A 20,229-nucleotide genomic window follows, 5' to 3' on the forward strand; every position below is an offset into this window, starting at 1 on the left:
CCGTCAATCGTTTATGACAGCCGCAGATTACCTCGTCAGCCCGGCCTGCCGTCTGCTAAGAGGCGGTCAAAGTCCTCCGGAATCACCAGCCAATAGGTTCGTTCGATGCGCATTGCCATGATTGGCACGGGCTATGTTGGCCTGGTGTCCGGGGCCTGCTTTGCCGATTTCGGGCATCAGGTCATCTGCGTCGACAAGGATGCGGACAAGATCGCGGCGCTGTGCCGCGGCGAGATCCCGATCTTCGAGCCGGGCCTCGAGGCGCTGGTCGCGACCAACGTGGCAACCTCGCGGCTCGAATTCACCACGGACCTCGCCGGCCCGGTGGCGGAGGCGGATGCGGTGTTCATCGCCGTGGGCACCCCCTCACGCCGCGGCGACGGCCATGCCGACCTCAGCTACGTCTATGCCGCGACGCGCGAGATCGCGGCGGCGGTGCGCGGATTCACCGTGGTGGTCACCAAATCGACGGTGCCGGTCGGCACTGGCGACGAGGTGGAACGCCTGATCCGCGAGGCCAATCCGTCGGCCGATGTGGTGGTGGCGTCCAACCCCGAATTCCTGCGCGAGGGCGCCGCGATCCGCGATTTCAAGTTTCCCGACCGCATCGTGATCGGGACCTCCGACGAACGCGGTCGCAAGGCGCTCGGCGACATCTATCGGCCGCTGTCGCTCAATCAGGCGCCGCTGATGTTCACCGCGCGCCGCACCGCCGAACTGATCAAATACGCGGCCAACGCCTTTCTCGCGACCAAGATCACCTTCATCAATGAAATCGCGGACCTGTCCGAAAAGGTGGGCGCCGATATTCAGGAGGTCGCACGCGGAATCGGTCTCGACAATCGCATCGGCACCAAGTTCCTGCACGCCGGCCCCGGCTATGGCGGTTCCTGTTTTCCTAAGGACACCCGTGCGCTGGTGAAGATCGCGGAAGATCACGATGCCCAGCTTCGCATCGTGGAGGCGGTCGTCACCGTCAATGACAACCGCAAGCGCGCGATGGCGCGCAAGGTGGCGAACGCGCTGGGCGGCAATCTCCGGAACAAGACCATCGCGGTGCTGGGACTGGCGTTCAAGCCCGACACCGACGACATGCGTGAGGCGCCATCGATCCCGCTGATCACCGGCCTCTGCGATATGGGCGCAAAAGTTCGTGCCTTCGACCCGGCGAGCATGAAGGAGGCACGGCGCGAGCTTCCCGACATTGATTATTGCGACGACGCCTATGCCTGCGCGGAGGGCGCCGACGCGCTGGTGATTGTCACCGAATGGGTCCAGTTCCGCGCGCTCGACCTGTCGCGCCTGAAACGCATCATGAAGCAGCCGGTCGTGGTCGATCTGCGCAACGTCTACCGTCCCGACGAAATGGCAGAGCTGGGTTTTGTCTACAGCAGCGTCGGCCGGGACAAGACATAGATCGTCTGTTGGATGTTAATCCGGGGGCTATCCGGCCCCCCGGCTACGCCAGATAGGAAGCACCTTCATCTGGTGCCATCCGCGCGGCGCCACTCATCAGCTTCGTGGCGTTACCGTTACTTACTGGCGTTTCCTTGCCATTGCGACAAGCACCCCGATATAGAGCGCGTCCCAACCGCGGGGAAGAAACATCCGGCGGGCACTTATCTCTTTCGCCAACTCCTCGTCGCTGAATTTCTCGCGGCAAATATTACGAATCTCAGCAGATCGCGCGTCATTGTTGTCGGATTCATTATGAGACAACTCCCGGCTAAAGATTGAATTGCAGGGCCGTGGTCATCAGGCTGATCCATATGAAATCCTTCGAAATTGATCTCCAACAACAGAATCATGGCGCGACCAATCGGAATTGACCCCATATTTTGGGAGCCTTCCGCTGTACCATCGAGCTATGGCCGCTTTACTCTGCACGCTCCAGTCTGTTTGAGGTTTCCGCTGGTTTACACATAATATGAAGGGGGACAGTAATCGTTACTCGACGCCCCCGGTGTCTTCGTCCTCGTAGCTTTCGCGTGAAACCGTGTGAATGCGTGGCTCGTCATCATCCGCATCGTCGATGATTAGGCGCTTCTGCGGCTCGAGGGTGCGCGATGCAACAGGCTCGTGCTCGATGATCTTGGACTTTTGCGGTCGCGGACGAATTGCGTTGCCCGAGATCTGCTCGGCAAGAAGGCGGATCGGACTCTCGGCCGCCTCGTCCGGCTCGACAACTGGCTTCTCCCGCCATTCCTCGGGTGCGGCATTGACCAGGGCAAAGCGGCAGGCGTTGACAACGGCGGTATTCTCACTAGCGAGCATCTGGTTTTCAAGGGCGCAGACACGCGCGGCCTTCCCCCTAGCGACAGCCTCTCTAAATTCTTCGTGCGCATCCATCCAGCGCTGGATCATGGCGCGGGAAATTCGCATGGCGCCAGCGGCTGCGGTCAACGAAAGCCCCGTGCCCATGAGCATAACCACCTGGTTGCAGGCGTCGGGTGTGTAGTCTGTCGGCCCGCATCGGTCTTCACGGTCAGCACGCCCCGCCCGGCGAGCCCTAGTGGCAGCGGAAATTTCAGCCATGCAGCACCCTTCCTGATGCACGCCCATCGTCGGGCATTGATGCTGCGAGTTTTGGGGAATTACCGCGTCCTGGACAGGACGTTTTTTACACGCGGTTTTAGCTTAATGCGTCCCGATTTTATTTTTTCAGTCGTTCCAATGGGTTGTCGCGCGGAATAGATGGCCGCTGACAGTCTGCTGTTGGCGTGCCTTCGCGCCTCTATCGGCAAATGCTTCTGCAAGGCCGCTATCAGCCTCGCGAAAGGCCCGACGTCTGCTTTCGTAGTGCCAGCTTTGGACGCACCGATAGGTAGATTATTTTGGCGTGCAATTTTCGTCAGGGCTCGAATCCAGTCATCCCAACTTGCACCATCGCGGAACACCCTGGCATCCGGGTCGTCCATTTCCGCCAGCGCTTGCGTGCAGGCCGAGCTTAACGAAGACATCACGTCGCCGAGCGCATGAAACAACTGTTCGTACGGCTCCATTCTGAGGTGAGATGAGAAGAAATGCTCCTTGATAACAGATTGAGCGAAAGCTCCTGCATCGCCTCCCGCTGTTGAAACTTCCTTCCGGAGATTGTTGGATGCGGCTTTGATCGACTCCACCAGATCGAGCGCCGGCGTCAATGGTTTGGCGTTTCGTTCAAAGACTTCCGATGCGAGAAATTTATTCGTGGTTTCGACTATACTCTGGCGAATGGTGTCCGACAGCGCGCGGCCATATGCGACCTCAACTTTCTTCCAATTCCCATCCGTGAGTGAGAATTCCGGAGAACTGCCGACCACTCTCGATATCGGTAACTTGCGAGAAGGACGCCCCATGTCTGTTTTCACCTCCATCCCGCCAAGAACACCGCGCGGGACAAATGCGGCGGTGGAAACACTAAGGAAAATCCTATCCGCCAGATATTTGCACTCAAGCACTCTTACGTCGCAAGACCGGAAGCCTTACGCAAATTGGTATTGATCTTGATTTGCGAGCTAACGGGCAGCCCCCCCCCGAAACATCGGGTCTTGTAATCCGTCGCCGACAATATGTTTCAGTCCCGCGGCTGTCCGGCCGCCGGCTGCGCCGGGTAGGCGAGCAGCTTCCAGCTCTGCAAGGCAGCCACACTCACGGGGACGATTTCCGCGTTAAATCGTTGTGCACTAACCGGTATTTTATTACCTAAATGTTGTGCAGCGCGCGCGTCGCTAGTCTTTTAGGAGTAAGCCATTCAATAATCCGGTACGGACGGAGGACAACTTCCAAAAGCCTGACGCTGCCCCGCAATTTCCACACCGGGATATTACTCATTTAGCCATGACGTACCGCGCGCGCCGAATCCCGATCTTGCTTTGCGCCCTGCCGATCGTATGCAGCCTGGGGGGATGCGGCAGCATCAATTCGCACCTTGCGGGCGGCATGGGCGATGCGATTCCGCAATGGGCTGGCGGACTTCCCGCGGACGCGCCTCCCCGGCCCGGCACCGCGAAATATGATGAGGTGATGAAGGAGCGTGAACGCGAGCGTCTGGCCCCGAAGACGGACGCTCCCGCCACCCAATCATCGAATAACAACGCGATGGGCGCGATTCACTGACAGCTGGCTCGCCTGTCCGCGCTCCTCAATCCATGAACACCACGGTTTTGCGGCCGTTCAGGATCACGCGGTCTTCCAGGTGATGCCGGATCGCGCGCGCCAGAACCCGCCGCTCGATGTCGCGTCCCTTGCGGACCAGCGCATCGGGGGTGTCGCAATGGCTCGACATCCTGATCGATGATCGGTCCCTCATCGAGATCGCTGGTGACATAATGCGCGGTTGCGCCGATCAATTTGACGCCGTGCTCGTGGGCCTGATGATATGGTTTGGCGCCCTTGAATCCCGGCAGGAAGGAAAGATGAATATTGATGCACCGGCCCGAAAGCTTTGCGCTCATCTCGTTCGATAGGATCTGCATATTGCGCGCCAGCACCACCAGATCGGTGCCCGTCTCCGCCACGCTCGGTCGCAAGCAATTGCCTGAGCACGTCAAAATCAGACAGAGCGCCCTTCTTCGACAATAAATATTGATTGCCGGACCTGACGAGTCCGATTGATCCGCTTGAGCAACAGAAAACGCCGCAACGTAAGACGACGGCGCCGTCGCCATTGATGAATTATCCGATACATTGCGTGGATCCGAGGATCATCTCCCTCGAGCGACAGCGACAGACCGTGCTGCAATGCATTCTGACTGGACCGCTTCTTGCCAGCCGCATCTTTGGCGAAGATGTCGAAGATCAATTGCGAGAGCTCGGTCAAAAGCGCGAACTCACGGGTGAAAACGCGCGAGGGTCTTCCCCCTCGTGTCTGCCGAGTTTATTGCTCGAGACTTGCTATTTGCATCAAATGCACTCCCGATTATGCAATGGAAAAACGAAGAGCAACTTGACATATTGGGAACGATTAGCGCCCGCGATAACATCGAGAGCTGGTCTCCGACCTTGATCGATGCCTGCTTAAAACCTTTGAAGACCGAAATCAAAAAGGGGAAATACCGACCGCATAGGGAGAAGAAAGCTTTCGTGTTGATGTACCAGTGCGGGTTTAGTCTTCGTGAACCGGGCCGTTTTCGCAATCGCGCGGAGCACCTAGCGGAAGGAGCGATGGGTTATATTGACGGCCCCAATCGAACTGTTGAGCTGTGCATCTCGTCAGATGCTGTGGGTAACCTCCTCCGGGGGAGAGCTAGACCGCACCTCGTTCCCAGCTCGGACTGACCTTCGCTGCTAAATTGTCGATTCGATCTGCGGCGCAGCAGGCGCGATTGAGGGAGCACCACACCTCATAGATCAGACAGCCAACGGTCGGACCACTGGTCGGGAACCATCGCCGCTGTTGCAACGAGGTCTTTCCCAAACATTGGTGTCCTGGATTGAGGTCCCTACGACTTCAGGCCCCTTTGGGTGGGCGGCTAAAATCAACACGGTACAACCGATCATTTCGAGAGATTCTTCTTTAACCTAACGCCCACGCCGCCGCCATTTTCATCGATAAATATTACTCCCCCGCGCGAAAGAACCCTCCTTATCAGGTCGAGGGTTTCGGGCTCCCCGGCATAGCGGCCAACCTCAATGTTAGTAATTGTGTTGCGGTGAAGGCCAGTAGCTTCCGCCAAATCACGAACAGTCCAACCTAATGCGGCTCTAGCCATTCTAACTTGTGCACTTGTCACAGGCATATTATTGTGCTTTTGTCACATGTGCTAGTGGCACAGTAAGGAGGAGCGCTTATGGCAGTTTCAGAATCGAGTGACAGAAGAACGTTTATTGGAGGGTCCGATGCCCGAATTGTCATGGGATCAGCAGAAGATAAACTGATTCGCCTCTGGCGCGAAAAGCGAGGCGAAATCGAGCCAGAGAACCTTTCAAATGTCCTCGTCGTGCAGCTCGGCAGTGTCACGGAAGATCTCAACCGCCGCTGGTTTGAACGGAGCACCGGGCACTCAATCAAGGATGTGCAGCGACGAATTCATCATCCAGTCCATAAATGGATGGCAGCCACCCTGGACGGTATTGTCGAACAAACGGGCGCGGTGTTTGAAGCAAAATTCATGCTGCCGTGGACATTCTCTGAGGAAATGGCTGCGGAAAAGCACATGGCACAGCTTCAGCACAATATGTGGATCACCAACGCGCGCTCAGCAATTCTTTCCATCATCACAGGTGGCGGCAAATGGGTCGAAATGACTATCCATGCTGACCCTCTTTATCAACACCTGCTTTTGACCGCGGAAAAGAAATTCTGGCGCTGCGTACAGAATGGCGAGCCCCCTCGACTCTTCGGGGTTGAACCTCCTCGACCACGCTTGGAAGCCTTCAGGGTGGTCGACATGAACACATCCAACAGCTGGGCGGAACTGGCCTCAATCTACCAACGAACAAGAGAGGCTTACCAGGAACATGAGGCCGCCAAGAGCGACCTCAAGAAGCTGATACCTGAGGATGCTAAAGAAGCCCTAGGCCATGGCATCCGCGCAAAACGATCCAAAAGCGGAGCGGTGAGTTTCGAGTTAGCAGATCGGGAGGCCGCCAATGCACAGCTCCAGTGAAACCATTGGCGTGATCGCCGCTGCCTTGGCCAAAGCTCAAGGAGAGCTCGTCAATCCCGAGAAAACCATGACCGCGACCGTCAGATCGCCCTTTCCCCGCGAGGAAGCCCAAACCTTTCGCTACGCGTCATTAGCCAGCGGTCTAGATATCATCCGCAAGAACCTTAGCGCCCACGAGATTGCAACTATTCAGACCACGGCGATTGACCGGGATCAAATCCGCCTCACGACGCTTTTGGCCCATGCCTCGGGGGAATGGATTGCCTCCGACTGGCCGGTCTGCGCGGTGGCCGAGCTGGCGGCGCCGCACCGAATGGGCGCCGCGCTCACTTATGCGCGCCGCTATGCGCTGTTCGCATTAGTGGGAATTGCCGGCGAGGACGACCTCGATGCTCCTGATCTCGCTGCCGAGCCCTTGCCGCCACGCGGGTTTCCTACGGCCCCAAAAGTTGCACGCAAGCCACGTAACGGTATCCCGCATCAGCCTCCGCAGCTCGGTCCAATCCCATCGGCCGCGTTGCGCGACCAAATGCTCGCGGAGATCACCGAGATCGCCGATGGCGACGGCTTGGCGACGTGGATCCACCATCGGATGCGGGACAAGAACGCACTGACGAACGCCGACGCGCGCACTATCGAGGGGGCCTGCGAGGCGCTTCTACGGGTCCACCGCGATGACATGGCCGACCCGATCCCCAACCCGATCGCCCCGTCCCCGCCCGGGGAGCCTAACGACACGCCTCACCTGCTGGATGCAGCTTCCACGCCGGCACCGGGCAGGCAAATTGTTCACCCGCTCACCAAACCGCTGCGCCGGCGCAGCAAGGCGCATCTGGCATTCGTCGCGGCGCAGCCTTGCCTGATTTGTCAGCGCACTCCATGCGACGCCCATCACCTCAAGTTCGCGCAACCCAAAGCTTTGGGGCGCAAGGTTAGCGACGAGTTCACGGTGCCGCTGTGCCGCCATCATCATCACGAGCTACATCGCCATAGCAATGAGGCCGCATGGTGGGCAAATCTGAAGCTAGCACCGCTGTTGGTGGCGAAAGACCTCTGGCAGACCAATCCCGACCACACCTCCCCGGGCTCCTACAGCGGACCGCCGACGGAGGCGATGCCATGAGCGATCCCCGGATCGTGTGTCCACACTGCAGTACGCCGATCAAGTTAACCGACACCATGGTCGCGCCGCTGATCGCTCGGACCCGCGAGCAGTTCGAACGCCAATTCGCGCGAAAGGCTGCGGAGTTTTCAAAGCGCGAATCCAACATTCGCAAGATGCGGGATGCGCTTGCCAACCCTACTCACACAAAATCGACGGGGCCTCGCATGTTGTGCGGTGAGTAGTTTTTCCAATTCCTGCATACGGGCTTGGTCGTGCGATACCCGTTGGCGAGCAGGCTGAATAACGTAGTGAAGATATTGCTCGCGGAGTCTTAGTTGGGTTCGAAGCCTCATCTGCAGCCTTTTGCCCCCATTGGTCAGAAACTACCGCCCGCGGTCTCCGGTATGGTCGCAACGCGCAAGACGCCGTTCTGCACGACACGCGCGGTCACCGCGTCGAGGTCCGGCTCGACGATGTGAATCTCACCGCGATTGATCTTGGCCACAACGTCCTTGTTGACGTCGACGCCGATGACCGACGTACCCCTCGAAGCCAGCACCACGGCAGTCGGCAGCCCGATATAGCCGAGCCCGACCACGCAAATTGTCTTCAGCTTGCCTTCGCTCACGCTTGCTCCTCGATCACTGCGCGAATCCGCTTCGCAGCCAGACCATCCCCATACGGATTCATTGCCTGCGCCATGCGTGCATAATGCACCGGCTCCCGCAACAATCGATTGGCCTCGTCGACGATACGCTGCTGCGCCGTTCCAACCAGAATCACTGTGCCGGCATCGACCGCCTCGGGGCGCTCGGTGGTGTCGCGCATCACCAGAACCGGCTTGCCCAGGGACGGCGCCTCTTCCTGCACGCCGCCGGAATCGGTGATGATGATATGCGAACGTTCCATCAGAAAGACGAACGGCTCATAGTCGAGCGGGTCGATCAAGTGGATTCTCGGATGCGATCCAAGCAGGCGCTCGACAGGACCGCGAACGTTGGGATTGGGATGCACCGGATATACGAGCTGCACGTCATTCTCGGTAACAATGTCGAGCATGGCGCGGCAAATACTTTCGAAGCCGGCGCCGAAATTCTCCCGCCGATGTGCGGTGACGAGAACGAGCGGTAGACGGGAATCGAGATACTTGAATTGGCGTTCAAACGCCGCGCGCCTTTCCGGCGCAGCCCTGAGACGCGCGACCGTCTCGATCAACGCATCGATGACCGTATTCCCGGTCAAATGGATGTGCGACGGATCCACGCCTTCGGCGAGCAGGTTCTGGCGCGAACGCTCGGTCGGAGTGAAATGAAAGCGCGTCGCCAGGGTCGCCACCCTGCGATTCATCTCCTCGGGCCACGGCGCGAGCAGCGATCCCGAACGCAGACCGGCTTCGACGTGGCCAACCGGCAGTTTCCGATAGAACGCAGCAAGCGAACTTGCGAGCGTCGTCGATGTATCGCCATGAACCAGAACGAGATCCGGACGTTCCTGATCAAGCACCTCCCCGACTCCCGTCAACAATCGCGCCGTCAATTGATCGAGGGTCTGGTTTGGCAACATCAGATCAAGATCGTGATCCGGTGCGATCGCAAACAGCGCCAACACCTGGTCAAGAATGCCGCGGTGTTGAGCAGTCACGCAGACGCGCAGATTCACAACACTGCTCTTCCGCAGTTCGGTTACGACCGGCGCCATCTTGATGGCTTCAGGCCGCGTTCCGAATATCGCGATGACATTCTTCAAAATACGTTGGATCCTCAGAACAGCCCGGTAGCCAGCGCGAAGAAGCGGCGACGATATGAAGCCCGATGCTGAGTTGTGTACCTATTGCCGCCCGGATATTCAATGAGATGTCGCTAACAAATCAGAACTTCAGCCTCAACCAAAATAAAAAATATAACTTAATATCAATCCTTTATGAAATAACCTCCGGCGGCCCCGCAAGTACGAACGGCTATCCGGCGTTCAATGCACCTGAAGATCGAGCGACAACAGTCTCCAAGGACGACAGGACGCCATAGGCCAGCATCACGCGGACATATTTCCTGGCACTCGCAACGGCCGCAGCAGAGCGTTGCCGAAGCCGTTTGGGATTTTTCAGCAAATGGTCCGATCGCCTCGACCCGCGCGGAAACATGTCCGGCGGTCACCACAATGCGCTTGACCTAGTAGCTATCTCCGATGTTGGGCGACTGATACGAGCCCCACGGTCGATGTCCCTTGAGATAGCCCTCAGATGGTGAAGTGCAAAAAGGGAAATCTAATGACCCCACTAGGGTCCAATCGACATTGGGCGGCCAAAATCAACGCGGCACAACCGATCATTTCGAGAGATTCTTCTTTAACCTAACCCCCACGCCGCCGCCATTTTCATCGATAAATATTGCTCCCCCGCGCGAAAGAACCCTCCTTATCAGGTCGAGGGTTTCGGGCTCCCCGGCATAGCGGCCAACCTCAATGTTACCGGCTTCGACTCGACCGAAATAGCCCGGCAGGATATATGACCGTTTGCAAATTCGCATTTAACGGCTGGCCGTGAAATTACCATCGGAACTACTTTTGTCGCTATTGGCCATCATCACTGCGGCAGCCCTTTCATTTGCCCTAACTTGGCTTCTGATGCCCTTATTACAACGCTACGCACTAGCAAGACCGAACGCGCGGTCATCCCATAAGCTTCCGACGCCGCAGGGCGCAGGGATTGCAGTCATCGCCGCGACACTTGTTACCGTTGTCTTATTTGCCGTCGTGACGAAAGCGGAAGTCTCCATCTGCGTGCTGGCCGCGACGTTTTTTATCGCCGTTGTGGGTGCGGCGGATGACGTCAGGTCGCTTCCGGTTCTGACACGCCTACTCGCCCAGGCGATCGCGGTTGGAGCGATCCTGGCGATGTGGCCGGGCGACATCCGGATCTTTCCGCTTGGCCCGCTTTGGATCGAACGGGGCGTTTTGCTGCTGGCCGGGGTCTGGTTTGTCAACCTCGTCAATTTCATGGACGGGATGGACTGGATGACCGTCGCGGAGGCCGTTCCCGTTGCGGGAGCTATCGTGACATTGGGATATCTGAGCGACGTGCCTCCGATAACAACGATCATCGCCGGCGCTCTCGGCGGAGCCTTGCTTGGATTTGCACCATTCAACCGACCGATTGCGAAAGTCTTTCTCGGTGATGTCGGCAGTTTGCCCATCGGCCTCTTGCTGGGCTGGTGCCTGCTCGAACTTGCATATCGCGGCCAGCTCACCGCGGCGCTGCTTTTGCCTCTCTACTATCTCTCCGACGGCACCATCACCATGTTGCGCCGCCTCGTCACCGGTGAGAAAGTCTGGGCGGCCCATCGCTCGCATTTCTATCAGCGCGCAACGAACAAGGGATTTTCCGTTCTCGACGTCATCGGAACCGTGTTCGGACTCAATCTCGTGCTGGCCTTACTGGCCATCGCCTCAACTTGGGTGACGTCGCCTGCGGCAAGGGTCATTGTGCTGATAGCGGGCGTCGCCGTTGTGGGCCTCACCTTGTTCCGATTTTCGCGATTGCGGTGTACGGCGCGTTAGCCGACTGCAGCGGGACCATCAGGTCTTGACCGCAAGGTAACGCGGGGCCGCATACCAACCTCATGCCCTCGACTTATCGACCATCGCGCGAAAGCCCTCGCGCGTCGTGACGGACGGCTTCCAGCCAGCCGCAAGCAGCTTCGCAGGATCGACCACGAGGTTCCGGCCGATGCGATCCCAGACCGAACTTCGGCCGGCGAGACTGAGCAAGGCTGCAATCAGGCCGGGGGGAACAGGAAAGAGTCCGGCGGGACGGCCGGCGGCAGCGCGGAGACACGCGAAGATGTCGGCAATCGACATCGCCTCGGGATCGGCGACCAGGAATGTCTCATTGAGCGCCGCCGGATTGTCGAGACTCAGCATGACTGCCTCGACAAGATTGCTGACGGCCAGCAGCGAGCGCCGATTTCGCAACGCGCCGAACGGCAGAGGCACAGGCAGCGCCGCGATGCGGAGCAGGAACGCGATGTTCGCCTTGGCATTCGGACCATACACGATGACCGGTCTCAGGATCGTGTGAGGCACGCCGCTTTTGCGTATGGCGGACTCTGCCGCAAGCTTGGCCCGGTCATATCCGGTCACTGGATGGGGCTCGTCCTTCTCCGTCAGAACCCGATCGGATGCCGAACCGGTCTGAGCCCCGATCGACGACATAAAAATCAGGCGTCGCACCGGATGCCGCAAACACGCCTCCGCCAAGCTGACCGCTGCGCCGCGATTGACCTTGTCGTAGTCGACCGTATCGCCGCCCTGACGATGCGCGATGGCCGCGAGATGCACGACGACATCAATATCGGTAAGAAGCGGGCTCCAATCGACCTCGTTTTCGAAGTCTGATAGCGCGACGTAGTCAATGCGGTCACCGACCAGAACCGGATTGCGCGACGCCGCGCGGACATGATGCCCCGCGGCGGCCAGCGCAGGCACGAGAGCCGAGCCGACAAAACCCGAAGCGCCAGTCACGAGAATCCGAAAAGACATATTCAGCTCAATCCACCAAGACTAGCCGCCAAAATTTCTCGCATCGTCGGCGCGGTGACGAAACCCGTCACCGCAGCGCCGGTTTATCAGCCTTCTCGATCGCCTGTCCGACCGGCGTCACCCAGGCTTTGCGACCCGGTCGGCTCACACGACTCCCGGTCAATGCGGTAGGTGCGCTCGCAAGACTCGCAGGTGACTGCGCCAGTCTTTTTTGGAAGCTGCACGCCGCACACGCACATCCAGCCGATCCGCTTTGCGGGAACGCCAGCCATAAGCGCAAACGGCGCGATTGACGACCGCACCGGCAGCGACGAAGGCATGCCGGCCGACGGTCGTTCCGCAGATAATGGTGCAGTTGGCGCCGAGCGTCGCGCCCCGGTGGACAAAAGTTTCGCGGTATTCGTCCTTGCGGCTGATTGCCGAGCGAGGATTGTAGACATTGGTGAAGACCATGCTCGGACCGCAGAATACGTCGTCTTCGATGCGAACCGCGTCATACACCGAGACATTGTTCTGGATCTTAACGTTGTTACCGATCACCACATCGTTGCTGGCGAAGATGTTTTGGCCAAGCGAATAGTCGCGCCCGGACACAAAGCCGAACAGCGGCGCCGCTTGCAAATATCACATACGGCTATCCACTGCCATGACGGCCACGACAGCCTTGATCGCGCCAACGCTGGCGGCAGACCGGAAAATGGACCGTCGCGACTAACGGCAATTGGCTTACGCCAGGTAACTGGGCGCCGAAGTCTGTACAATTGCCACGCCGGACTTATGAAGTTTTAAAGTCTATGGCGGGTCGTCGGATATCAGTACATCAGTACTGGGTGAATACCTCGACAACGGAGCAGCAGTTGGTCCTGGCCAGAAGATCACATCTGAGCCTGGAGTTTCATAGACTTGCGCCCAAACCGCCCAGCTTCTTTTGAACGTCCTGCCATTCTTGCACTACTGACTGCGGGACCGGATTCAATCTTCGCGCCTGCATAATTCGGTTGAAACCTAAACCGATCGTCAAAATATCGACCAACCCCTTGATAACCTGCATTACAACGCCTTGAAATGCAGGAAAGATCTCTCCAGAACTCTTTCCATAGCGCCACATCGACACAAGAGATGCATAACGGCCTAGTAAAATCTTTCCAAGATCCAGTTGGTGCTGACGATAGCCGAACAAAACTGTTTCCAAAGCACAAAACCTGCTTGTCCGAAACGTTCTTAGCAATAGGTCGCTATCTTCTGCTTTCATAAATTGAGAGTCATATGGATTGCTGCGAAACCAAGTTGCGCGCCCGCACCATGTCGGATGGGGGAATGAAAAACCCACAAATGGCCTGCTGACAATCCTTTCGTGATCGGTTCCCACCGGCAACAAGCCGACCAAAGCTCCATTTTCGGAAAACACTGCTGCGCCACATCCAAGAATATCGATTGTCGGATCGCTCTGCAGCTTCGCGACCTGACGGGAAAGTCTCTCGGGGAAACAAACATCGTCAGCATCCATGCGCGCGATAAAATCCCCTCTGCTCAATTCTATTGCTTGGTTCAGTCGTCTCGCAAGTCCTCTGTTCGTTTGTTTGCGGACAAGTCGAATACGGTCATCATCAATTGCGCTAACAATCTTATAGCTTTTATCAGATGATCCGTCGTCGATAATGATTAATTCCCAATGTTGTAAAGTCTGAAGTTGGATCGACCGAACTGCTGCAAGCACAGTTTTTTCGCTATTACGCATTGGCATAACAATGGACACTAAAGGAATAGAGTTCATATCGATGTCGCAGCCCGATGAAGTCACGAGTAATCAATTAGGCAGGATAAATGTCATACCCGGAAGTCCTAAGCCTGAGTGAATCAGCTTGAAACGAAATGGAGAACGCTTCGTTAATTCCTCAATCGCGAGCGCTGGACCAATATTATAATTCGATTCAGAAGATTGACGAAATGTATCATGCGCGATCACGGCCGCGTCGGAAACCGTATTAAAAATCCTAGTCAACTCGTCTCGTACTGATTCAAGAGCATGATCGCCGTCGACGAAAAACAGTGGACGGGCGGGCTTCCCCATGCGGCTCCACTGATCAAGTGCGACCTCTACACCATTGCCGCGATGCAGATGGACGCCGGAAAGGCCGCGCACCAGACGACCGTGCTCCTGCCCAGGATGTTCGACATGGGATGCATCCGGCGGCAAATCCACCGAATGAATCTCGTAGCCAAGGCCAAACGCTCGAGCGCATTCGTAGAACACGCGGGCAGATACGCCGATATGCGTTCCCCAATCGAACACCACGGACGGCTTCAGCCTGCACGCCGCTGCCGTCATCAACAGGAGTTCGTTAAGCGGATAAGGACGCACGCCAACTGCCGGAACGACTTTGCCGAGTACGAAATCGGACAAGGTCCATAGATCAACCTCGAACTCGGAAGCTCCCTTGTTGGGAACCGGGTCTGGCCAAGGACCGGTTGCGCGACGCGCGCGACGTCCGATGCCAGTGATAGCTGCACGCGCCTTTACGAATACCATTCAATTCCCCAATAAAATTCCGACATAATCCAAAGAGCCATTATACGAGAATCCATCCCGACGGATAGAGATCACAGGTGTTACGCCGTCGCAGCTCCTCTGAAGAAAACCACGCGCGTGGCGCGACAACGATTTTTTCAGGCGCAGGATTGAGCCAGGCTCCCCACCAGCTGAACGAGCTGTTGGCAATGACATGATGATGGCACCGCGCCATCAAAGCCATGTCTTCCCAAGGCCGATCCGGATCACCGCGCACCTCGACAGTCTCGCCAGAGTGAAAACGAAGCAGGTCAGCCGCAGCCTCCGCATCGTCCGAGAACACAAAAATCGTGATCTTGGTCTTCGCCCGTTGTTCGATCAAGCCGATGGCCTTGCGATAGTAGTCCACACTAAGAGCACCGTGCACACGTGCCGTTTCGGCGAACGCAACATAGTCGCCCCGGCGGATATGGACCGACACCGAAATCTCCACGCGGTCCATTGCATCCGCGATCGCCTGCGACGCTGACCCGAGCGGCTCGCGTGGAGAGAAGTACCGCCGCACATCGCCCGCGATGTTCTCGAAGTAACGCTCGCTTTGAAAGTAGCCGAACAACGATATCGGTTTTTTCAACTCGATAAACGCGGGGTCGAAATGGAAATACGGCTCGACATAGGTACCGTCGGCAACGGCCATCGGCTTCATCCCCACTCGCGCCAAGAGGCGATTAACGCGGCCGCGCCAGAGCAAGCCCGTGTAGCCACGGGTCGCCGGCGTGCCGATCTGATCGCCGCCGTTGACTAAATCGCATTCCGGAATCTGCAAACGATCCAGCATGAAACTGCGTAGCTTGTACCCCTCGAAGGCGCTGCAGTCGAGGACGACGCCAGTTCCAATTCGGTTCGCAAGCGCCTTGGCGGCGGCGTACTGAAACATCTGATTGCCAAGGCCGCCGAGAATAGAAACGGTAATCACGATAATGAACCGATCTGCATCAATGCGTCTCGCGAGATATCGCCGCAATCGCCGCCTTTATCCCGATATGAAGATCGGTTTGCGGTGACCATCCTAATTCCTCACGCATCAGCCGAGGATCGCCCACCAGCCACGGCTCGTCGTCCTTACGCATGGAAATCTCACCGAAACCGAGCAGATCGTGGTCGACCTCCATGACAGCCGCAACCATTCTGGCGAAATCGCGAACTGAATGGCCCTGCCCTGTCGCAACATTCCATGTCGTCACGTCACCCCTGGCGCGAATGTGGCTCTCAGCTCGCACCAGGGATTCAATGACGTCATCAACGTAGACGAAATCGAGAATTTGCGTTCCCGAAGAGATCGCCACCCGCTGTTTGCGGCTAAGTCCGGATACAAGCGCAGGCAACAAGCGGTGCGGTGCCTCGCCCGCACCGTAAACCTTGAACAGCCGCAGCAGCCGCAGCCCGACACCGAGTTCCTGCGCAACACAGCTTGCCACGAGACCGCCTGCTGCCTTGGTCGATCCATACAACTTGAACGGTTCGAGCCGCGAGCCCTCCGTTAATGGATCGTTAGACAGCGGCTTGATGTATTCGGAGAACGTACCAGCCATCACGAAGCGAGCACCCCATTCCGAGCAGAGGCGCGCCAGGACGGCCGGCAGATCGACGTTGATCTGCACCATCCGGCCAACATCGCGATCGTCAGGGCGAACGCCATATGCAGCCAGATGAAACACAGCATCGAAGCCATATCCATCTAGTGCCGCACGCACACCCTGTTCCGACCAGTCGTCGCAACAGACAACCGTTACCTTGCCCTGCCATTCCGCTGGCAAAATGCTGCAGGAGCGGACCAATGCCGTCGCCGCTGCCCCATCGGCAAGAAGGCGGGCGACGAGATGCTGCCCGATGAAACCGGTGCCGCCAGTTACGAGAGCTTTATGATCGGACGCTGACATCGACACTTTCACGGTATCGCTGAATCTGCTGCATCGTCAGTTTTCCTGCCGATACCGGGTTGACGCCGAATTCACGATACCATTCGGCTGTGAGCCGCACCGTACCATCGAACGTGAGCGGAGGGCGCCAGCCAAGCCACGTGCGTGCCTTGGTGCTGTCGAGGTGAAGAAAGCGTGTCTCAGGAAAATGACCTTTCGCATAAGCGATATCGGGCCGTTTCCACGCGCCGGCGAGCTGCTCGACCAGCGCCCGCACCGGTTTTGCATCATCATCGAGTGGTCCGAAATTCCAGTTGTCGGCGGCGGACACATCACCTTCGAGCAACCGGTTCGCCAAGGTCAGATAGCCGTGCACGAGAGCCACGACGTGCTGCCAGGGGCGCACCGCCTCGGGGTTGCGTAGCGACAGCGACGCACCTGAGAGAACCGCGCGCACGAAATCCGGCACAATACGGTCCATGGACCAATCGCCGCCACCGATGATATTGCCACCACGAGCGTTGGCGATGAGCACACCGTTGGCACGCATTGCAAGCGTGGCACGATAGGATGCCGCGATCAGTTCGGCACACGCTTTCGAGGCGCTATAAGGGTCCTTTCCGCCAAGCGGGTCAATTTCACGATAACCCCACGGCCAATCCTGATCCCGATAGACCTTGTCGGTTGTGATGCAGACGACGGCCTTCACGCTCGGAGCTTGCCGGGCCGCCTCCAGCACATTCGCCGTTCCGATCGCGTTTGTCGAAAACGTGCCAAGGGGATCAGCGAAAGACTGCGAGACCAGCGGCTGTGCAGCGAGATGGAAAATCACCACAGGCTCATGTCGGCCGATCACCGAGACGACAGTCGATAAATCGCGGATATCGCCGATCGTGGAATCAATCCCATCAGCGATGTTGCCGGCGGTGAACAGGTTCGGCGTTGTCAGCGGCGCAAGACTAAGACCGGCAATCCGGCATCCGATCAGCTTCAGCCATGACACCAACCACCCACCGGTGAAGCCGGTGTGGCCCGTCACGAGAACCCGCTGACCGTGCAGCAAAGCCTCGCATCTTAGCGGTATCCGGCGATCAGCGCCGATCATCGATATCCCTCATTGTCAAAAGACTTCAACCGCATGCCGGCAATCTTCATTACAATTTTCAGACAGATCAACATCCGACAAAGAACACCACGTGCGGCCCCAGCATGATCACCATATCTAGGTTCGCACCGCTACGCCGGCCCCACATCGCCTTGTAGAACCTTCTCGTAGGAACGGGCGATCTTCTCCCAGGTAAAGCGCTCCTGCCAAGACTTCCGTCCTGCCGCGCCGAGCTGGCGTAACAAAGATTCCGATTGCATAGCCTTTTCCATCTCGCTTGCCAGCACATTAGGAGAAGCATTAACGTAGCCCCGCTCGTCGGAATCCGCCGGGCACAACATTCCTCCGCCGGTCCACTGCACGATCTCTGCGGCGTTCCCGGCCGGCACCGTCAGGAATGGCGTGCCTGCCGCCGCAGATTCGAACAGGACCAGTGGCGAGTATTCGACCTTCGAAGCAAACACAAACAAATCAGCCTCGAAGAAAGCATCGATTACGTCGGAGCGTGGCAAATCGAGGCACAGAACACGCTTTGTGCCCTGTCGCGTTTTACTCCCTTGAGCGTCGCTGGCGGTCGCCTGTGAAGCAACCGCATCAACAAAACTCGGTTTAGGGAAAAGACGCTCCCAAACCCCGCGCCATCCATTGCGCCAGAGCACGACAAGCCCGCGCGCAACGGTCTGCGGACGAAGAAAAAGGCGTAACACCAATAGCAGGCTACGCTCCGGCCAGTGGCCGTTCAGGATCAGCGTCGCATTTCTGGATCCGACGTTCATCTCCGCAAAAGCTGCACCCACCTCCTGATGCCCTTTCATCTGGATCGGCGAGCCAACCGTCAGGAATAAAAAGTCATCTGCAGGAATCCCAAGATTTTCGCGAAATTTACCGGTCCGCCCTCCGCCAAAATCGATTTCGCTGGCGCCATTAGGGATGACCGTGAAGTTCTTAATCTCGTGCGATCTGGCAAAGTCTATGTCGCGATAACTTTCGGCATAGAAAATGAGATGATCGAACTTTCTCAAAATATCCGGCATCTGCGCGAAATAACGCGCAAATGTCGGTTCATATAAACTCGAAAATCCGCAAGGCACGAAAACCTTGCGAGTCTTGATGTCGTCAACAACGGGCCAAAGCGCGTCGAAACTCCACTGCTGCGCAGCCTTGATCAGAATGGCATCGCCATCAAACGACCTTACGAATTTTTGATAGCGCTCAACCTCGCCCTTCAGACCTGTGACAAGACTACCGCTGACATCGAAAGCATGAATCCTGACGCCACCCAAAACGTCGCTCGTCCGCTCCTTGTTCACGCTGGTCGCCACCGCAACCTCATGCCCGGCACGGACCAAGCGCTCGGCTACCTGACGGATAACCTCTTGAACGCCGCCCTTGCTGGGCCAGTATTGCTCGCAGCAAAAAAGAAGCTTCATCGTCGTCCTGTCCCGACAAGCGAGTTACGAACCGTTCGTAACACGCTTCGGGCTGATCGTACCGCGCTCCAGAAATGGCGGGCGGCGTGAGCATGGGAGTAATAGTGATGCATCAATCGCCGGCTCCAGTCTCGGAGAGTCCCTTCGCCGACCCCGATACGGCGCCCCGCTGCAGAGAGAATTTGCTCCATCATGGCCGGAGTGGTTCGGCCCGTAACCATGTCGGGTATCCCGTGAATGATAGCCGCAATATCGCGATGCACTTCAGCCGGTTCAGCCTCGCCAACAGCATAGGCAATGTTCTCGGATGAGATTGTAACGAGCTTTTGCTTGAAAGGATCGATTCCCGCTCGCGACATGCTTCCGGGAACCTCGCGATAGATTGTAAGCCTTTCTGGAAGATTCGCGACGCGGCAACAACGCGCGATCCTCGACCACAACTCATAATCCTCAGGCGGCTGACGCGCGGGATCGGTTGTATAACCGCCCGACTGAACCAATACCGATCTACGGATCATGACCGAACTATGTACAAAGGGATTGTTGAACAGTAGGCAAAAGCGCAAATCCGCATCATCGGACGGATGATCATGGAACCGGCCGGTGGGTTGATCGCCCACCCATATTTCGGCACATGTGCCGACCAATCCATGATCCTGATGCTCGTCAAGGAAACGAGCCTGCTTCATGATTCGGTCCGGCAAAGCGAGATCGTCATGATCCTGCCGCGCGATATAGTGGCCACGCGCTAACGAGATGCCGCGATTCAGAGCCGCCGCAAGCCCCTGGTCATCCTGATGATAAACTCTTACCCTGGGATCTGAAATCGCACTCAGAAATACAGCCGACCCGTCGCTCGATCCATTGTTGATGATAATAAACTCGAAATCGCGATAAGTCTGATCGAGAATACACGCAACGGCACGCGGCAAATCGCTGCCGCCGTTCCTGACTGACATCACAACGCTGACGGTCGGCACGCTTATCTTATCTGACGACACCTGAGATTTATTCCAGTCTAAGCTCATTTGGATC

Annotated in this window: 20 protein-coding genes and 1 pseudogene; 6 read left to right on the top strand and 15 right to left on the bottom strand. The window is 57.4% G+C overall.

From position 1 onward, the window contains the following. Window positions 1-105 precede the first annotated feature (105 nt). Window positions 106-1,416: a UDP-glucose dehydrogenase family protein gene (locus ACSZOQ_RS11265; RefSeq protein ID WP_439922622.1), complete on the top strand. Its 1,311-nt coding sequence runs from the start codon at window positions 106-108 to the stop codon at window positions 1,414-1,416. 531 nt (window positions 1,417-1,947) lie between these two features. Here the strand turns inward: ACSZOQ_RS11265 and ACSZOQ_RS11270 are convergent. Both ACSZOQ_RS11270 and ACSZOQ_RS11275 read right to left on the bottom strand, forming a co-directional pair. Beyond that, window positions 1,948-2,535: a hypothetical protein gene (locus ACSZOQ_RS11270; protein ID WP_439922623.1), complete on the bottom strand. Its 588-nt coding sequence runs from the start codon at window positions 2,533-2,535 to the stop codon at window positions 1,948-1,950. Between the two features lie 59 nt (window positions 2,536-2,594). Further along, window positions 2,595-3,440: a hypothetical protein gene (locus ACSZOQ_RS11275; protein WP_439922624.1), complete on the bottom strand. Its 846-nt coding sequence runs from the start codon at window positions 3,438-3,440 to the stop codon at window positions 2,595-2,597. A gap of 379 nt (window positions 3,441-3,819) precedes the next feature. Between ACSZOQ_RS11275 and ACSZOQ_RS11280 the strand changes: the two genes are divergently transcribed. Next, on the top strand, window positions 3,820-4,098 hold the full coding sequence (locus ACSZOQ_RS11280) for a hypothetical protein (protein WP_439922625.1): 279 nt from the start codon (window positions 3,820-3,822) through the stop codon (window positions 4,096-4,098). 25 nt (window positions 4,099-4,123) lie between these two features. On the opposite strand, the pseudogene ACSZOQ_RS11285 reads toward ACSZOQ_RS11280, so the two are convergent. Together ACSZOQ_RS11285 and ACSZOQ_RS11290 are read right to left on the bottom strand one after the other, a co-directional pair. Beyond that, window positions 4,124-4,499: pseudogene (locus ACSZOQ_RS11285) on the bottom strand (formyltransferase family protein); the annotation flags it as partial. A 978-nt stretch (window positions 4,500-5,477) separates the two neighbouring features. Next, window positions 5,478-5,720, bottom strand: a complete 243-nt coding sequence (locus tag ACSZOQ_RS11290) for a helix-turn-helix transcriptional regulator (RefSeq protein WP_439922626.1) — start codon at window positions 5,718-5,720, stop codon at window positions 5,478-5,480. A gap of 51 nt (window positions 5,721-5,771) precedes the next feature. Between ACSZOQ_RS11290 and ACSZOQ_RS11295 the strand changes: the two genes are divergently transcribed. From ACSZOQ_RS11295 to ACSZOQ_RS11305, 3 genes are read left to right on the top strand one after another with little or no spacing between them, the layout of a single operon-like run. Further along, window positions 5,772-6,590 carry a YqaJ viral recombinase family protein gene (locus ACSZOQ_RS11295; RefSeq protein ID WP_439922627.1) on the top strand — a complete coding sequence of 273 codons (819 nt, stop codon included), beginning with the start codon at window positions 5,772-5,774 and terminating at the stop codon, window positions 6,588-6,590. Continuing rightward, entirely contained in the window at window positions 6,574-7,713 is a 1,140-nt protein-coding gene (locus ACSZOQ_RS11300; RefSeq protein WP_439922628.1) for an ERF family protein, read from the top strand. Before ACSZOQ_RS11295 ends, ACSZOQ_RS11300 begins: the two co-directional genes overlap by 17 nt. Next, window positions 7,710-7,937 carry a hypothetical protein gene (locus ACSZOQ_RS11305; RefSeq protein WP_439922629.1) on the top strand — a complete coding sequence of 76 codons (228 nt, stop codon included), beginning with the start codon at window positions 7,710-7,712 and terminating at the stop codon, window positions 7,935-7,937. The genes ACSZOQ_RS11300 and ACSZOQ_RS11305 overlap by 4 nt, the downstream gene beginning before the upstream one ends. 134 nt (window positions 7,938-8,071) lie before the next feature. On the opposite strand, the gene ACSZOQ_RS11310 is transcribed toward ACSZOQ_RS11305, so the two are convergent. Together ACSZOQ_RS11310 and wecB are read right to left on the bottom strand one after the other, a co-directional pair. Continuing rightward, window positions 8,072-8,323: an NAD(P)-binding domain-containing protein gene (locus ACSZOQ_RS11310; protein ID WP_439922630.1), complete on the bottom strand. Its 252-nt coding sequence runs from the start codon at window positions 8,321-8,323 to the stop codon at window positions 8,072-8,074. Beyond that, window positions 8,320-9,441: a non-hydrolyzing UDP-N-acetylglucosamine 2-epimerase gene (wecB, locus tag ACSZOQ_RS11315; RefSeq protein WP_439922631.1), complete on the bottom strand. Its 1,122-nt coding sequence runs from the start codon at window positions 9,439-9,441 to the stop codon at window positions 8,320-8,322. Before wecB ends, ACSZOQ_RS11310 begins: the two co-directional genes overlap by 4 nt. Before the next feature lie 876 nt (window positions 9,442-10,317). Between wecB and ACSZOQ_RS11320 the strand changes: the two genes are divergently transcribed. Beyond that, entirely contained in the window at window positions 10,318-11,250 is a 933-nt protein-coding gene (locus ACSZOQ_RS11320; RefSeq protein ID WP_439922632.1) for a glycosyl transferase, read from the top strand. Between the two features lie 60 nt (window positions 11,251-11,310). Here the strand turns inward: ACSZOQ_RS11320 and ACSZOQ_RS11325 are convergent, their stop codons facing one another. The 9 genes from ACSZOQ_RS11325 to ACSZOQ_RS11365 all read right to left on the bottom strand — a co-directional run bounded on the left by ACSZOQ_RS11325 (window position 11,311) and on the right by ACSZOQ_RS11365 (window position 20,222). Further along, window positions 11,311-12,231: an NAD-dependent epimerase/dehydratase family protein gene (locus ACSZOQ_RS11325; protein ID WP_439922633.1), complete on the bottom strand. Its 921-nt coding sequence runs from the start codon at window positions 12,229-12,231 to the stop codon at window positions 11,311-11,313. 159 nt (window positions 12,232-12,390) lie between these two features. After that, window positions 12,391-12,852 carry an acyltransferase gene (locus ACSZOQ_RS11330; protein WP_439922634.1) on the bottom strand — a complete coding sequence of 154 codons (462 nt, stop codon included), beginning with the start codon at window positions 12,850-12,852 and terminating at the stop codon, window positions 12,391-12,393. Between the two features lie 274 nt (window positions 12,853-13,126). After that, the gene (locus tag ACSZOQ_RS11335) at window positions 13,127-14,032 is read right to left on the bottom strand and encodes a glycosyltransferase family 2 protein (protein WP_439922635.1); all 906 of its coding nucleotides are present in this window, start codon (window positions 14,030-14,032) and stop codon (window positions 13,127-13,129) included. Window positions 14,033-14,038: 6 nt separating this feature from the next. Next, on the bottom strand, window positions 14,039-14,761 hold the full coding sequence (locus ACSZOQ_RS11340; protein WP_439922636.1) for a class I SAM-dependent methyltransferase: 723 nt from the start codon (window positions 14,759-14,761) through the stop codon (window positions 14,039-14,041). Between the two features lie 40 nt (window positions 14,762-14,801). After that, window positions 14,802-15,716, bottom strand: a complete 915-nt coding sequence (locus ACSZOQ_RS11345; RefSeq protein ID WP_439922637.1) for an alpha-1,2-fucosyltransferase — start codon at window positions 15,714-15,716, stop codon at window positions 14,802-14,804. Window positions 15,717-15,735: 19 nt separating this feature from the next. After that, window positions 15,736-16,680: an NAD-dependent epimerase/dehydratase family protein gene (locus tag ACSZOQ_RS11350; protein ID WP_439922638.1), complete on the bottom strand. Its 945-nt coding sequence runs from the start codon at window positions 16,678-16,680 to the stop codon at window positions 15,736-15,738. Further along, the gene (gene rfbG / locus ACSZOQ_RS11355) at window positions 16,661-17,764 is read right to left on the bottom strand and encodes a CDP-glucose 4,6-dehydratase (protein WP_439922639.1); all 1,104 of its coding nucleotides are present in this window, start codon (window positions 17,762-17,764) and stop codon (window positions 16,661-16,663) included. The genes ACSZOQ_RS11350 and rfbG overlap by 20 nt, the downstream gene beginning before the upstream one ends. A 131-nt stretch (window positions 17,765-17,895) precedes the next feature. Then, window positions 17,896-19,194, bottom strand: coding sequence for a glycosyltransferase family 4 protein (locus ACSZOQ_RS11360; protein WP_439922640.1), 1,299 nt, complete (start codon window positions 19,192-19,194; stop codon window positions 17,896-17,898). Beyond that, window positions 19,191-20,222, bottom strand: a complete 1,032-nt coding sequence (locus tag ACSZOQ_RS11365) for a glycosyltransferase family 2 protein (protein WP_439922641.1) — start codon at window positions 20,220-20,222, stop codon at window positions 19,191-19,193. Before ACSZOQ_RS11365 ends, ACSZOQ_RS11360 begins: the two co-directional genes overlap by 4 nt. Window positions 20,223-20,229 lie beyond the last annotated feature (7 nt).

The organism is Nitrobacter sp. JJSN (assembly GCF_051912485.1).
Lineage (GTDB): Bacteria > Pseudomonadota > Alphaproteobacteria > Rhizobiales > Xanthobacteraceae > Nitrobacter.